Source organism: Tabrizicola sp. (genome assembly GCF_034366665.1).
GTDB lineage: Bacteria > Pseudomonadota > Alphaproteobacteria > Rhodobacterales > Rhodobacteraceae > Tabrizicola.
Map to the genome: position 1 here is coordinate 14,666 of NZ_JAXMMF010000140.1, position 15,676 is coordinate 30,341.

Consider the following 15,676-nt stretch of genomic DNA (forward strand, 5'->3'; position numbering starts at 1 on the left):
CGCAACTCTTACAAAGCCTCGGCCGTCAGGTTCTGCGCCTCGTCGAAGATCAGCACGACCGAGCGACCGGCGGCATATTCCGACAAAAGGAAGTTCTGAAACCGCGAGAAGAGGTCGACATAGCTTTCGTTCAGGTCGGCCGGCTGCTCCAGCGCATGCAGGACCCAGCGCAGCAGTTCCGCGCGCGAGCCGTGCGGGTTCGAGATCAGGCCGACGCGGATTTCGGAACCCAGCGACCGGATCAGATGCAGCAGAAGCGTGGTCTTGCCCGCTCCGACCTCGCCCGTGATCAGCGTGATCGGCGAGTTGGCGCGGATGCCATATTCCAGCATCGTGTATGCCCGCTGGTGCGATTGCGGCCAGTACAGGAAATCCGGGTCGGGCGTCAGCGCGAAGGGCCGCGCGTTCAGACCGAAATGCTCGGTATAGATCTCGCCCTGCGGCGCGGGTTGCGGCTCAAGCGACAGGATGCGCGACCGGACCCGGCGCGGAACCGGAACCGGAGGCCGGACTTCGGGCTCAGGGGTAGGCGGTGGCTCGGGCACAGGGTCCGTCACGGGTGCGGGCACCGCCGCAACGGGATCGTTGCCGGCGTCCTGATCGAACCACAGGATACGGGAAAACAACTTGCGGGATCTTTGACGCGTCATCTACTCACCCTTAAGCAAATCCCCGGACTGACAGAGAGTTGCCCCCCTCTCATAAGCAATGTTGAGCGGCAAGGCGACGGCTTCGACTATACTGATGCCAGTCTGGCAACAAAGTAGGGAAATCAGCAGCCTAGAACAGTTTTTGCCGCAGGAATGGCGTTTTTTTGGACCAATGTCCGTGCGTATCCGGACAAGGTGCTGTAGGAAAGGTCAAGAAAATTTTTACGGCGCGCGAATCGTTGATGACCCTGAGGAGTTGCCAGATTTCGGGCATGTGCATGGTAGGCGTGTTTATGCCAAGGCGTCCAGAGACCCCGCCCGCGTTGGGGCATGACGTCGGGTTCACGCGGTTCGGGACATGCGACCAAAGGGTCGCCGCCAAAGACCAGTCGAGAGGGTAGTCGCATGAAGGACGGACTGCAGGACCTTCCCGCAGAAACCGATATTGCCATCGTTGGCATGGCCGCGCATCTGCCGGGTTCGGCGGATATTCAGGCCTATTGGGACAACCTGCGCGCGGGCCGGTCCGCCGTGCGTCGCCTGACCGAGGAAGAGATCCTCGCCTCGGGCGAGAACCCCGCGCTGCTGCGCAATCCGAACTATGTTCCTGCGGCGGCCCTGCTGGAAAAGTTCGACCATTTCGACGCTGAATTCTTCGGGTTTTCCCCCAAGGAAGCCGCGATCCTTGACCCGCAGCACCGCCAGTTCCTTGAGGTGGCTTGGGAAGCGCTGGAGAACGCCGGTCACACGCCCGAAGGGTTCAAGGGCCGCATCGGCGTCTTCGCCGGCTGCGGGATGGGCAGCTACTTCTATTTCAACCTCTGTTCGAACCCGGCGCTGGTCGACAGCACGGGCATGTTCCTGTTGCGCCATACTGGCAACGACAAGGACTTCCTGTCGACCCGCGTAAGCCATGTCTTCGACCTGAAGGGGCCAAGCCTCGGCCTGCAGACCGCCTGCTCCACGTCGCTGGTGGCAACCCACTACGCGATCCAGGCGCTGCTGAACGGCGAATGCGACATGGCGCTGGCTGGGGGGGTCACCATCGACCTGCCCCAGGGCCGCGGCTACATCTACAAGGAAGGTGAGGTCCTGTCGCCCGACGGCGTCTGCCACGCTTTCGACCACCGCGCGCAGGGCACGGTCTTCGGGTCCGGCGCGGGGACCGTGCTCCTGCGCCGCCTTGAGGACGCACTGGCCGATGGCGACCATATCTGGGGCGTCATCAAAGGCTCGGCTGTCAACAACGACGGCGCGGCCAAGGCAGGGTATCTGGCGCCTTCCGTCGAAGGCCAGGCCGACTGCATCGCGACGGCGTTGGCCGTCGCAGGGACGCCTGCGGAAACCGTCGACTATATCGAATGCCACGGCACCGGCACCTATCTGGGCGACCCGATCGAGATCGCCGCCCTGACCGAAGCGTTCCGCCGCACCACGGACGCCAAGGGCTTTGCCCGGATCGGCAGCGTCAAGACCAACATCGGCCACCTCGACACCGCCGCCGGGGTTGCCAGCCTGATCAAGACCACCCTCGCGCTGCACCACAAGCAGATGCCGCCCAGCCTGAACTTCGAAGCCCCGAACCCCGCCATCGACTTTGACGGCAGCCCCTTCCGCGTCAACGACCGCCTGACCGACTGGCCCCGCCGCAACGGCCCGCGCCGCGCCGGGGTGAACTCGCTCGGCGTCGGCGGGACCAACGCCCATGTCGTCGTGCAAGAGGCCCCCACCCTTGCCGACTCCGAACCCTCGGATTGGCCCTTCCAACTCATCACCCTCTCCGCCCGCAGCCAGTCGGCCCTGGGTGAGGCATCTTCCCGCCTTGCCGCCCACCTGCGCGCGCACCCCGACCAGAACCTCGCCGACATCGCCTGGACCCTGAAACACGGCCGCCGCGCCTTCGAACATCGTCGGGTGCTGGTCGCCGAGACCCACGAAGAAGCCGCGAAGATGCTGGAGGCGGGCGACCCCCGCCGTGTCTTCACCCAGCGCCGCTTGGGCGATGCGCCCGACGTCGTCTTCATGTTCCCCGGCGGCGGCGCGCAATACCCCAACATGGCGCGCGACCTTTATGAGACCGAACCCGTCTTCGCCGAATGGATGGACCGGGGCCTTGCCGCCCTGGGCGACGCCGAAGCCGAAACCCGCGCCCTCTGGCTGCCCGCCCCAGGCCAGGAAGCCGCCGCCGCCGAAGCGCTGCGCCAGCCGTCCAAGCAACTGCCGCTGATCCTGATCGTCGAGGTGGCTCTCGCAAAGCTGTGGGAAAGCTGGGGCGTCAAGCCCGCCGTCCTGATCGGCCATTCGATGGGCGAAAACGCCGCCGCCTGCGTTGCCGGGGTGATGACGCTGGAAGCCGCCGTCGGCCTCGTCCGCCTGCGCGGGCAGCTCTTCGACACCGTCCCGGCGGGCGGGATGCTGTCGGTGCCCCTGTCCGAGGCCGCGCTGAAGCCCTACCTCGGCGACCTCGACATCGCCTCGATCAACGCGCCGGAACTGACCGTCGTCTCCGGCTCTGACGCCGGCCTCAAGGACCTAGCGGCGCGGCTCAAGGCCGACGACATCGACACCACCCGCATCGCCATCGACATCGCGGCACATTCGAAGATGCTGGAAGGCATCCTTGCGGCCTTCCGCGCCCACTTGGCCGGGATGCAACTCTCCTCGCCGCAGATCCCGATCATCTCCAACCGCTCCGGCCAGATCCTGACCGATGCGGAAGCCACCAGCCCCGACTACTGGGTCGCCCATCTGAGGAACACCGTCCGCTTCGCCGACGGCATGGCCACGCTCCGCCAGAAAGCCGACCGCGTGTATCTTGAGGTCGGCCCCGGCCGCGCGATGGCCTCGCTGGCCCAAGCCAACGGCGCAATGGGCGGCCAGCCGGTCCCGGCCAGCCTGCGCCACCCCGACGACACCGTCAGCGACGACCGCCACTTCATCGCCACCCTCGGCCGCCTCTGGGCCTGCGGGGCCGAGCCCGACCTCTCCCAGCTGTGGGGCGAGGCGAAACGCCGCCGCGTCCCCCTGCCGACCTACCCCTTCCAGCGCAGCCGCTATTTCGTCGAACGCGGGGCACCCGCCGTGGTGACCGAGGCTGACCTGACCCCCACCCGCCACGACCAAGTCACCGACTTCGGCTACAAGATCGGCTGGCGCGTCATGCCCGCCGACTGCCCGGTCGACGTGGAAACCGAACTCGGCGCGCCCCTCACCTGGCTCGTCTTCGCCGATGAGGCCGGCCTCGCCCGCGCCGCCGTCCAGCGCCTGCGCGCCGCGAACCACCGCGTCATCACCGTCCACGCCGGCGACGCCTTCGCCCGCACCTCGGACGACACCTACCCCCTTGCCCCCGAACACGGGCGCGAAGGTTACGACGCGCTTCTCGCCGACCTCGCCCAGCGCGACCTGTCGCCTGCCCGGATCGCCCACTTCTGGCTGGTGACGGAAAAAGAGGCCTTCCGCCCCGGCTCCTCCTTCTTCCAGCGGAACCTGGAACAAGGCTTCTGGAGCCTGTTCTTCCTCGGCCAGGCAATGGGCGAGATCGGCCTGAAACCCGCGCCGCACCTGACCGTCGTCACCTCCGGCGCGGCCCAGGTCCGCACCGAAGCCCTCCCCTACCCCGAGAAAGCCACCGTCGCAGGCCCCGTCCGCGTGATGCCACGCGAACTGCCGGGTCTGACTGCCAGCCTTCTGGACGTGACCCTCGACCGGAAAACGATCCCTGCGGAGACCGTCTCCGCCGTCCTCGAAGAAATGCTCGCCACCCCGGGCAACACCGTCGCCGCGATCCGTGGCAGCCGGAGGCTGGAATCCCGCCTCGTCCCCGCGAAACTGCCCGAACAGGCCGAAGTCCCCGAAGGCTCCGTCTGGGTCATCACCGGCGGCTTTGGCGGGATCGGCGTGACCGTGGCCGAGCGCCTGATGCGCGACCGCCATGCCAAGATCGCCCTGATCGGCCGCCATGTCCCCGAAGCCGGAAGCGTCCGCGCCGGGGTCCTCTCCCGCCTTGAACGGCTTGGCCGCGTGATGGCCGTCGCCGCCGACGTCTGTAACCCCGAAGACATGCGCGCCGCCTTCGCCCGCGTCAAAACCGAGTTCGGCCCGATCTACGGCGTCGTCCACGCCGCAGGCACCGTCGACGACGCCCCCCTCCTCGGCAGGGACCCCGGCAGCGCCGATGCGGTCCTGTCGCCCAAGGTCCACGGCACCAAACTCCTCGACACGCTCCTTCCCGACGGGTCAGTCGACCGGATCGTCCTTTTCTCCTCGACCTCAACCGTCCTGACCCCCGCAGGCCAGGCCGACTATGTCGCCGCGAACGAATACCTCAACGCCTTCGCCCGCAGCCGCGCGGGCGGCCTGACCAAAGTCACCTCGGTCAACTGGGGCATCTGGTCCGGTATCGGCATGGCCGCCGACGCCGACGCCCGCCGTCAGGGCAAGGACGCGGGCGCGCCGCTGCCAGGGCAACTGGTGCTGGAGCGGATGCAGAAGGGCGAGGATGAAACCCGTTTTCACGCCACCCTGACCAAGGACCAGTGGGTGTTGGACGACCACCGCCTGCTCGACGGCACGGCGGTCCTGCCAGGCTCGGCCTGGCCCGAGATCGCGCACGAGGCGCTGATGGCGACCGGCGCGAAGCAGGGGCTGCACCTCACCGACCTCACCGTCTTCCGCCCCCTGCGGCTGGAAGCGGACCTCCCCCGCGACCTGCGCGTCAGCCTCACCCGTGCCCGTGACGGCAGCCAACGCCTGCAGGCCCGCGCGCTGGAGCCGCAAGGCTGGGCGATGACCGCCGAGATGGGCGTCGCCCCCCTGACGACGCAGGCGGAAACCCTTGATCTGGCAGCAATCGCCGCCCGCTGCCCCGACAAGGCCACGGCGGCAGGCGGGGAAAACCTGCCCTCGGCGCAAGAGGACCGCATCGCTTTCGGCCCGCGCTGGCAGGTCCTGAAAGCCACCGCGCTTGGCCAGCGTGAGGGTCTCGCAACCCTCGCCCTGCCGACCCAGGCCGTGCAGGACACCGCGACCTGCACGATCCACCCCGCGCTTTACGACATCGGCACCGGCTGGGGCATCGCACTCCTTCCGAAAGTGCAGGAAGGCTTCGTCTGGGCCCCCGTGATGACCACCGCGATCCGGGTCCACGGCCCCCTGCCCGCGGAAATCCGCAGCTGGGTCCGCCTGTCGGGCACCCCGGCCGAGGACACCGCCAGTTTCGACGTCACCCTGACCGACCCCGCCGGAAAGGTCCTGGTGGAAGTCGAAGGCATCACCTTCCGCAAGGTCGCCTTCGAGGAGGCGCTCGCAAAGCCCCAACCGCCAAACCCGCGTGAGGTGATCCGCGACGACGACCAGCGCGGCCAGTCGCCCGCCGAACAGCGCCTCGCCCAGGCCTTGGCCGGAGGCATCCGCCCCGCAGAAGGCGCCGAGGCCTTCCTTCGCGCCATCGCGGCGGACGGCGCGCAGGTCCTCGTCTCCTCGCTCGACCTCGAAGCGCTGGTGAAACAGGCCAACGCCCCCGTGGCAGCGGAAACCGAAGGTCCCGGCTTTGCCCGGCCCGACCTTGAAACCGACTACGTCGCGCCAAGGAACAGCGTCGAACGCACCCTCGCAGGCTTCTGGGCCGAACTTCTGGGCGTGTCGGAAGTGGGGGTCGAGGATGACTTCTTCACCCTTGGCGGCCACTCCCTGATCGCCGTGCGCCTGTTTGCCATGATCCGGCGGCAGTGGAAGGTAGACTTCCCGATCTCGGTCCTCTTCGAGGCCCCGACCATCGCCCGCTGCGCCGCCCTTGTCATAGACCGTATCGGCCCGCAGGACGACAACGCGCCCGCGCCGACCCAGCTGGCCGACCCGGCAGGGCCGAAGTTCACCCACCTCGTCGCCATGCACCGCGGAGACGGCGGGCCGAAGACCCCGTTCTTCCTGGTTGCGGGCATGTTCGGCAACGTGCTGAACCTGCGGCACCTCGCCAGCCTTCTGGGCACCGACCGGCCGTTCTATGGGCTGCAGGCCAAGGGGCTTTTCGGCGACGACCAGCCGCACATGACCATCGAAGAGGCCGCCGCCTCGTGCCTGGCCGAAATCCGGCAGGTCCAGCCCAAGGGCCCCTACCTTCTGGGCGGCTTCTCGGGCGGTGGCCTGACGGCGTGGGAGATCGGCCAGATGCTGCGGGCGGAAGGCGAAGAGGTGGCCCTGATGGTCCTCCTCGACACGCCGCTGCCGGTCCGCCCCTTCCTGTCAAAGCCGGACAAGGCCCTGATCAAGCTTGCAGAAATCCGCGCGGGCGGCCCGCAATTCCTGGCCGAGTGGGCCAAGCGCCGCTGGGAATGGGAACGCTCGCGCCGGGCCAAGGCCGCGAACGAACCTGATCCGACCGTGCCGTCCTACAACAACGCCGCAATCGAGACCGCCTTCCGCCACGCCATCGGCGTCTATGACCTCAAGGTCTGGGAGGACGGCAAGGTCGTTCTTTACCGCCCGCCCTTGGACCGGCACTGGAAAGTGACGGGGGGCAACTGGGTGTCCTCGCAGCGCGAATATGTCTTCCACGACAACCTCTGGACCCCCTTCGCGCCCCGTCTGGATGTGGTGGAGGTTCCTGGCGACCATGACTCGATGGTGCTGGAACCGAACGTCCGGGTGCTTGCCGCCCGGATGAAGGCCGCGATACAGGCGGCTGAAGCGGGCGAATTCCGCCAACCTGATCAACGCCTTGCCGCTGAGTGACCGGAGAAGACAAATGACCCTGACCGCCCTTCTGATCGGCAACGAAAGCCTGACGGTCGAATGCGGCAAGCGCTGGCTGGAGCGGGGCCATAGCCTTGCCGCCGTCATCACGCGTGAGACGCGGGTCGCTGCCTGGGCCTCGGGCGCAGGGCTGCGGGTGATCGCTCCGGGGGCGGGGCTGGTCGAACGGACGGCGGGACTGGCCGTCGACTGGGTGCTGTCGGTCGCCAACCTGTCGCTGGTGCCCGAGCCCGTGATGCAGCTGGCCCGGCAAGGTGGCGTCAATTTCCACGACGGTCCCCTGCCCGGCTATGCAGGCCTGAACGCCCCGGTCTGGGCGCTTTTGAACGGAGAGGCCACGCACGCGATCACTTGGCATCTGATGACCGCCGGGATCGACGAGGGCGAGGTTCTGGCCACCCGCAGTTTTGCCATCGACGCCGATGACACGGCCTTTACCCTGAACGCGCGCTGCTTTGCGGCGGCGGTGGACAGCTTTGCCGAGGTGATCAGCGCGATGGAGGCCGGCGGTCAGCCGCGCCAGCCGCAAGCGCCGGGTGCCCGCCATGTCTGGCGCCGCGCCGATCGGCCTCGGGCCAACGGTCGACTGGACTTCACCCAGACGGCCGAGGCCGTGGCCCGCACTGTCCGCGCGCTGGACCATGGCGGCTACCGCAACCCGCTTGCGGTTGCGAAGGTTGCAGTCCCCGGCCAGGTCTGGGCCGTCGCCCATGCCGACACCGTCGCGGGAGCCGGGACCCCCGGCACAATCCTTGCCCGCGACGACAGCAGCCTGACCGTGGCCTGCGCAACGGGTGCGGTAAAGCTGTCCGGCCTGAGCTGCCTCAAGGGCCTGCCAATCGACACCGCCCGCGCCGGGGCCGCACTTGCCTCCCCGACCAATGCCGAAGCGGCTGCCCTGGACGCAGCCCTGGCCCCGGCCGCCGAGGCGGAAGCGCGCTTGCGTGGCCTGCTTCTGAAACCCGACCCGGTGCTCGACGGCGCTGCGTCCGGCACCCCCGATTGGCGCGAGGTCCCGCTGCCCGCCGCGGGTCCGACCTGGCTTGCGCTTGCCGCACTTCGCGCGCTTGGGCGGTCCGGCGGGGACATCGCCTTTGCCACCGGCCATGATCCCGCGCCGGGTTATGTTCTGCCCTGGGTCCCGGTCCGTCTTGAAGCGTCGGGGCCAGTGACCGCCGCCGAAACCCGCGCCGCCAAAGCCCTCTCTGCCGCCCGCACTGCGGCGGGCCTCGCCGCCGACCTCGCCTTGCGCGAGCCCGGCCTGACCGCCCTTGCGCCCGCGGGCCTTGCCGTCACCGCAGGTGCCGCGCCCCTTGCCGGGTCGACTGTGACGCTGACCGGCACGTCCCTCTGGCACGACGCGTCGCGCATGACCGGGGATCAGGCCGCCCGCCTTGTCGCACGGATCACGCGCCTTCTGGCCCAGATGGCCGCCCAGCCGCAGGCCGACCTCGCCAGCCTTTCGCCTCTCTCCGATGCCGAGACGCAAGTTTACCGGGGCACGCTGGCCGGGACTGCCCGCGACTACGACCGCCGCCTGACGCTTCCCGCCGCGATCCTGGCCCAGGCGGCCCGGACACCTGACGCCACCGCCGTCATCGCGGGCGAGACGCAGCTTTCCTACGCCGACCTTGCCGCCCGCGTCGCGCGCATCGCCAACACCCTGCGCGGCATGGGCGTCGGGCAGGGCAGCCTTGTCGGCCTTGCCTGCCGCCGGACCACCGACATGGTCGCGGGCGCGCTTGGCATCCAGCTGGCGGGCGCGGCTTACGTCCCGATGGACCCCGCCTACCCCGCCGACCGCCTGGCGCTTTATGCCGAGGATTCGGGCTGCCCCGTGATCCTGACCGAAGCCGCCGTCGCCGACGCGCTGCCGCAAGGGCCGCAGCTGCTGATCCTGGATACCGACCCGCGGCTTGCCCAGGCTTCGGCCACGCCCCCCACCGGCCCCGCTGCCGAAGATCCGGCCTATGTCATCTACACCTCGGGCTCCACCGGCCGCCCGAAGGGTGTCGTTGTCACCCATCGGAACGCGCTGAACTTCTTCGCCGGGATGGACGACGTCCTTGGCACCGACGCGGGCACCTGGCTGGCCGTCACCTCCCTCAGCTTCGACATCTCGGTGCTGGAGCTGTTCTGGACCCTGACCAACGGCTTCACCGTGGTCCTTGCAGACGACGCCGCCCGCGTGCGGCCCTCGGCTGGATCTGGGGGGGGCAGCGGGATCAACCCCCGCAAGATGGAGTTTTCGGTCTACTACTGGGGCAACGACGACCTGCCCGGCCCCGCGAAATACGAGCTGCTGCTGGAAGGCGCCAAGTTCGCCGACCAGAACGGCTTTGTCGCCGTCTGGACCCCGGAGCGCCACTTCCACGCCTTTGGCGGCCCTTACCCCAACCCCTCGGTCACCGGGGCGGCTGCGGCGGCGATCACGAAGAACATCGGCGTGCGCGCAGGCAGCATCGTGGCGCCCCTGCACCACCCGGCCCGCATCGCCGAAGAATGGGCGATCATCGACAACCTGACCAACGGCCGCGCCGGGATGGCCTTCGCCTCGGGTTGGCAGCCCGACGACTTTGTCCTGCGGCCGGAAAACACGCCGCCCGCCAACCGTCAGGCGCTGTTCGACACGCTTGACCAGGTCCGCAGGCTTTGGCGCGGCGAGGCGGTGGAGTTCCCCCGCAAGGACGGCGCGCCCTTCGCCGTGAAGACCCAGCCCCGCCCCGTGTCCAAAGAGGTCGAGGCCTGGGTCACCACTGCAGGCAACCCTGAAACCTGGCGCGAGGCCGGGAAGATGGGCGCGCATGTCCTGACGCACCTTCTGGGCCAGTCCATCACGGAAGTGGCGGACAAGGTGAAGCTTTACCGCAAGGCTCTGGCCGAGGCCGGGCATGACCCGGCGAAGTTCAAGGTCACGCTGATGCTGCACACCTTCCTGGCGTCGGACCGTGAGGCCGCGCGTGAGGTCGCACGCGAGCCGATGAAGAACTACCTCCGCTCGGCTGCCGCGCTGATCAAGCAATACGCCTGGGCCTTCCCGGCCTTCAAGAAGCCGCAGGGCGTGGCCAATCCGATGGACATCGACCTTGGCTCGCTTGCCCCGGACGAGTTGGAAGCAATCCTCGACTTCGCCTTCCTGCGCTATTTCGACGATTCGGGCCTGTTCGGCACCGTCGAGGATGCGGTGAAGAGGGTCGAAGAGCTGAAAGCCATCGATATCGACGAGGTCGCCTGCCTGATCGACTACGGCATCCCGACCCGGGTTGTGCTGGACGGCCTGAAACTGGTTGCCGAGGTTCTGAAGATCACCAACTCCGGCGGCGAAGACGACGCCACGATGGCCGGCCTGATCCAGCGCCACCGCGTCACGCATCTGCAATGCACGCCGTCGATGGCCCGGATGCTGGCCGAAGACGACGGCGCCCGCGCCGCGCTGAAAGGCCTGAAGCGGATGCTTGTCGGGGGCGAGGCGCTGATGGGGCGTCTGGCCGGGGACCTTTCCACCCTTATCGGCGCGCCGGTCCTGAACATGTATGGCCCGACCGAGACGACGATCTGGTCCTCGGTCGAGGCGACGACGGGGGCCGAAGGCGTGGTCAATATCGGCCAACCCATTGCGAATACGGCGCTTTACGTGCTGAACGACGACCAGTCCCCCGTGGCCGACGGCACCGAGGGCGAGCTTTGGATCGGCGGCGAAGGCGTGGCGCAGGGCTACTTCCAGCGCCCCGACCTGACCGCCGACCGCTTCCGCCCCGACCCCTTCGCGGGGCACGGCCGGATGTACCGGACCGGAGACCTCGTCCGTCGCCGCCCCGATGGCAAGCTGGATTACCTCGGCCGCGCCGACTTTCAGGTCAAGATCCGCGGCCACCGGATCGAGTTGGGCGAGATCGAGACCGCGCTTGAATCCGTCTCCGGCATCCGCCAGGCCGTCGTCATCGCGCGTGAGGATCAGCCGGGCGATGTGCGCCTTGTGGCCTATGTCACCGCCGATGGGGTGATCGACGAGCCGAAGGTCAAGGCAACCTTGGGCGAACACCTGCCCGAGGTCATGATCCCGGCCCACATCGTCAAGCTTGACGCCTTCCCCCTGACCCCGAACGGCAAGGTCGACCGCAAGGCCCTGCCCGCCCCCTTTGCCGCCGCCCCGGTGGCGCCCCCCCAGTCAACGGCAAAGCCTGTCGCGCTGGAAGGCGGGATCGAAGAGACCATCGCCGCCGTCTGGGCCAAGGTCCTGGGGGTGCCCCAGGTCGGACGGTCGGACAACTTCTTCACGCTTGGCGGCCATTCGCTGCTGGCGGTGCAGGCCCACCGCGAGATGAAGGTGGCCCTGAACTCCGACCGGCTGGCGATTACCGACATCTTCCGTTTCCCCGTCGTCTCGGCGCTGGCAGCGCATCTGGGCAAGATGATCCCGGCCCCGACAGCCCCTGCCCCTGCCCTGGCCGCGATGACCGCCCCTGCGACAGCCGCACCCGCCGACTCCGTGGCCGACACCCGCATGGATGCGATGGCGCGCCGCCGGGCGATGCGCGAGGCGCGGGAAAAGGCGATGGGATGACCTCTGTCCCGGCGGTCGAGGCGGCACTGCGCGCGCTTTTCCCCGCCGGGGTCGCTGTCGCCGCCCAGCGGATCGGTGGGCATGACCCGGCTTCGCTCTGGCCGGACGAACACCTGGCGGTCGCTGGCGCCGTCCCCCGGCGGCTGGCCGAGTTTGCAGCCGGTCGCACCGCAGCGCGCCGGGTGCTTGCCGCCCTTGAACACCCGCCCGCCGCCTTGCCGATGGGTCCGGACCGTGCGGCACTCTGGCCTGCGGGCCTGTGCGGCTCCATCGCCCATGACGCCGATCTGGCCGTCGCCGTGGGCCGCCACGGCGCGCCCTTGGGCGTCGATCTGGAACCCGACACACCGCTTGAGGCCGAGCTTTGGCCGCTTTTCTGTTCGCCGGACGAACTGGCGCGGCTGGACGGCGACACCGCTCGGCTTGTCCGGCAGGTCTTCTGCGCCAAGGAGGCGGTCTTCAAGGCGCAGCCCCTCGACGCCCGTGCGATGTTCGGCTTTGACGCGGTGGAGGTGACCCTTGCCGAAGGCAGCTTCAATGCCCAGTTCCGTGCAAGCGTCGGGGCGTTCCGGGCCGGGCAGGTCCTGACCGGGCGGCTGGCGCTGGTGGATGGCGTGATTCTTGCGGGGGTGGCATGGTAAAGATGACGCGACGAATGGCGATCCTTGCAGGTCTGGCAGGCGCGGGGGCGGCAGTGGCGGGCTCGCTGTACTGGACGCTGACCCGGGCCCCCTCGGCTGCGTCGGTCCGCGCGCGAATCGCGGGGTCCCTGCCCGCGCCGCAAGGGGCGCTGAACGTCTTCCACCTGGGCCACAGCCTGGTGAACCGCGACATGCCGGCGATGCTGGCGCAGCTTGCCCCCAAAGGCCACAGCTACAACAGCCAGCTTGGCTGGGGCACCACCCTGCAGGCCCATTGGGGCGACGCCACCATTGCCGGGTTCGAGACCGAGAACGCCCATCCCCGCTTTCGTGCGGCGCAAGAGGCGGTGGCCAGCGGTGACTACGATGCCCTGGTCCTGACCGAGATGGTCGAAATCCGCGATTCGATCCGCTATTTCGAAAGCCCCCGCTATCTGGCGCAATGGGCGCGCAAAGCGATCAAGGCGCGCCCCGACGTCCGGCTTTACCTCTACGAGACCTGGCATCCGCTGGACGACCCCGACGGCTGGCTGGAACGGCTGGACCGCGACCTGGACCGCTACTGGCTGTCGCGCGTCCTTGGCCCGGCGCTGAAGGACTTGCCCCATACCGCCCAGATCCGGATGATTCCCGCCGGTCAGGTGCTGGCCGCCTTCGTCCGCAAGGTCGAGGCTGAGGGCGGACTGGGCAATGTCCGCGACCGCACCGACCTTTTCCAGCGGGCCGAAGATGGCACTCTGGACCCGATCCACCTGAACGACCTGGGCAATTACCTCGTCGCGCTGGTCCATTACGCGGTGCTTTACCACGCCGATCCGGTGGGCCTTCCGGCAGCGCTGACCCGGGCCGATGGCGCGCCCGCCACCGCACCCGAGCCCGAGGTCGCACAGCTGATGCAAGAGGTGACACGCGACGTCGTCCACAGCCTGGGGTTGTCTGGCATATCTGTCTGATGTGGCATTTGCGCCACCCCGCCGCTGAAACGGGCATCCCGCCCCACGACCACCCCGATTCGGCCCAGATGCAGGTGCATTTCCTCTTTCCGAAGTGGCGCGCGGCAAATACTGTTGGCTTAGTCGCGCCCCGCCTTGTCGGTCGCATGGGAGTTTTTTCGATGTCCATCCTTCGCCGCTTGCTTGCCCTTGTTTTCGTCCTGCCGTTTATGGCCGGCACGGTCTGGGCCCAGGATTACCGCGTCCGTTCGGGCGACGTCTTGCAGATCGAGGTTCTGGAAGACGCAACACTGAACCGCAGCGCCATCGTGCTGCCCGACGGTCAGATTTCACTGCCTCTCGTCGGCTCGGTCCGCGCCGCGGGCCGCAGCCTTGCCCAGGTCCAGGAAGACCTGACCGCGCGCCTTGCGCCGAACTTTGCCTCGCCGCCCACTGTCTTCGTGACGCTGAATGCGCTGGCCGAACGGCTGCCGTCCACTCCGGCCGCCGAACGCACGATGGATGTCTACGTTCTTGGGGCCGCAAACGCTCCGGGCCGGGTTGACGTCAAGCCGGGTGCAACGCTGCTGCAGGCGCTGGCTCAGGCGGGTGGCCTGTCGCCCTTTGCCGCCAAGAAGCGCGTCCAGTTGCGTCGCGTGGACAAGTCGGGGGCCGAGCGGGTCTACAACTTCGACCTCGACGCGATCGAGCGTGGTGCCTCGGGCGGCGGTGCGACCCGTCTGGTCAGTGGCGACGTGATCGTCATCCCGCAGCGCAAACTGTTCGAGTAAGTCGGAATGCGCCGGTCGGGTATCGCGTTCGGCGGGTTCTGCGCCGTCACCACCGCCTTGTCGCCCCTGACCGCAGGGGCGCAAGACGGTGGCGTCCTGTTGACCTTCGGGATCGAAAATCGTCTTGAAGTCGTCGGCAACGAGGCGCTTGCCGTCCCGTCCGAAGGGACCGACGTGGCCAACGCGACCTTCCTGTCGTTTGGCCTGCGCAGCGAAACGGCCCTGGACCGGCTGTCCTTCCTGGCCTCGGGCGCTGCGATCATCGAGAACCCGGCGGGCGACACGGGCACCGAACTGGACTTCGGTCGTGCCGCAATGGCGCTGGACTATCGGCGCGAAGTGCCGTCGGCGTTGCTGGAACTTAGCGCCACTTTGCGCAACGACGACGTCGGCAGCTTCGAGGATCTGGCGTCGGCAGACGAAAGCGGCACCCAGACCGATTACGCTGTGTCCGCCCGGATCGAGACTGGCCGCACCTCGGCCGTGGGCTTTGCCTTCGGTCTTGAGTACGAGGCGACGGATTACCAGGATGTCACCGACCCCGATCTGGTCGATACCACCGAAGCTCGTGCCGATGCGGCCGTGATCCTGCGCTTTTCCGAAGTGGCGACCGGCAGGCTTGGCCTGCGCTACAGTGAGCGTGAGGAAGAAACCGCCGGCACGACCGTCACCCAGACGCTGACCTCTTACGCCGGCCTGGATTATGCGGTCAGCGACCGGCTAGACCTCAGCGCCGAACTTGGCTACGCCGAGATCGAGACCGAAGATTTCGGTCTGATCGAGCGGGTCACCGGCCCCGACCTGCGGCTTGGCGCGACCTATGACATGCCGGTCGGCACCCTCTCGGCGCTGCTGCGGGTGACGACGGACGAAGACGACGACCGTCGGGAAACCTTCGAGATCGGCCGCGATCTGGAAACGCCGCGCGATACCATTTCGGCGCGACTGGGCGTCACGCGGGCCGACACCACTGGCACCGATCTGGTCGGCAGCCTGCTCTGGGATCGTGACCTGCCCGACGGGTCGCTTGGTCTGGAACTGGCGCACCGCGTCAGCTTCGACGACGACGATGGCGAGATCGCGACCTCGATCGTCAGCGTGACCTGGTCGAAGAACATCAACGAAATCTCGTCGATCTCGCTGGATGTCGCGTATGAGCAAAGCAATTCCGACGTCGAAACGATCGAGCAGGTCTCGTTCGGCGCGGGCTACAGCCAGCAGCTGACTCAGGACTGGAACCTGGATACGGGCGTCGAATATCGGGTGCGCGATGATGTGGACGGTCGGGCGCGCTCACCCGGTGTCTTTGTCGCGCTAAGCCGCGAGTTCCAGATTCGCCCCTGAC

Annotated in this window: 7 protein-coding genes; 6 read left to right on the forward strand and 1 reads right to left on the reverse strand. The window is 68.1% G+C overall.

Translation table 11 applies throughout. The annotated features are described in order from the left end of the window. Positions 1-8: 8 nt before the first annotated feature. Positions 9-650, reverse strand: a complete 642-nt coding sequence (locus U1E69_RS20045) for an ExeA family protein (RefSeq protein WP_322246183.1) — start codon at positions 648-650, stop codon at positions 9-11. A 405-nt stretch (positions 651-1,055) separates the two neighbouring features. Between U1E69_RS20045 and U1E69_RS20050 the strand changes: the two genes are divergently transcribed. From U1E69_RS20050 to U1E69_RS20075, 6 genes are all read left to right on the forward strand, one after another. Beyond that, on the forward strand, positions 1,056-7,382 hold the full coding sequence (locus U1E69_RS20050) for a type I polyketide synthase (RefSeq protein ID WP_322246184.1): 6,327 nt from the start codon (positions 1,056-1,058) through the stop codon (positions 7,380-7,382). A 13-nt stretch (positions 7,383-7,395) separates the two neighbouring features. Then, complete coding sequence (locus tag U1E69_RS20055; RefSeq protein WP_322246185.1) at positions 7,396-11,967, forward strand: MupA/Atu3671 family FMN-dependent luciferase-like monooxygenase; 4,572 nt, start codon at positions 7,396-7,398, stop codon at positions 11,965-11,967. Next, positions 11,964-12,608 carry a 4'-phosphopantetheinyl transferase family protein gene (locus U1E69_RS20060; protein WP_322246186.1) on the forward strand — a complete coding sequence of 215 codons (645 nt, stop codon included), beginning with the start codon at positions 11,964-11,966 and terminating at the stop codon, positions 12,606-12,608. The genes U1E69_RS20055 and U1E69_RS20060 overlap by 4 nt, the downstream gene beginning before the upstream one ends. A gap of 14 nt (positions 12,609-12,622) precedes the next feature. Next, positions 12,623-13,561: a hypothetical protein gene (locus U1E69_RS20065; protein ID WP_322246187.1), complete on the forward strand. Its 939-nt coding sequence runs from the start codon at positions 12,623-12,625 to the stop codon at positions 13,559-13,561. 161 nt (positions 13,562-13,722) lie between these two features. Next, positions 13,723-14,331 (forward strand): polysaccharide biosynthesis/export family protein, encoded by a 609-nt coding sequence (locus U1E69_RS20070; protein WP_322246188.1) that lies wholly within the window; start codon positions 13,723-13,725, stop codon positions 14,329-14,331. A gap of 6 nt (positions 14,332-14,337) precedes the next feature. After that, on the forward strand, positions 14,338-15,675 hold the full coding sequence (locus U1E69_RS20075; RefSeq protein WP_322246189.1) for a hypothetical protein: 1,338 nt from the start codon (positions 14,338-14,340) through the stop codon (positions 15,673-15,675). Position 15,676: the final 1 nt, after the last annotated feature.

Coding starts and splice junctions, on each gene's coding strand:
- U1E69_RS20045 (WP_322246183.1), bottom strand. CDS start 650: ATGACGCGTCAAAGATCCCGCAAGTTGTTTTCCCGTATCCTGTGGTTC.
- U1E69_RS20050 (WP_322246184.1), top strand. CDS start 1,056: ATGAAGGACGGACTGCAGGACCTTCCCGCAGAAACCGATATTGCCATC.
- U1E69_RS20055 (WP_322246185.1), top strand. CDS start 7,396: ATGACCCTGACCGCCCTTCTGATCGGCAACGAAAGCCTGACGGTCGAA.
- U1E69_RS20060 (WP_322246186.1), top strand. CDS start 11,964: ATGACCTCTGTCCCGGCGGTCGAGGCGGCACTGCGCGCGCTTTTCCCC.
- U1E69_RS20065 (WP_322246187.1), top strand. CDS start 12,623: ATGGCGATCCTTGCAGGTCTGGCAGGCGCGGGGGCGGCAGTGGCGGGC.
- U1E69_RS20070 (WP_322246188.1), top strand. CDS start 13,723: ATGTCCATCCTTCGCCGCTTGCTTGCCCTTGTTTTCGTCCTGCCGTTT.
- U1E69_RS20075 (WP_322246189.1), top strand. CDS start 14,338: ATGCGCCGGTCGGGTATCGCGTTCGGCGGGTTCTGCGCCGTCACCACC.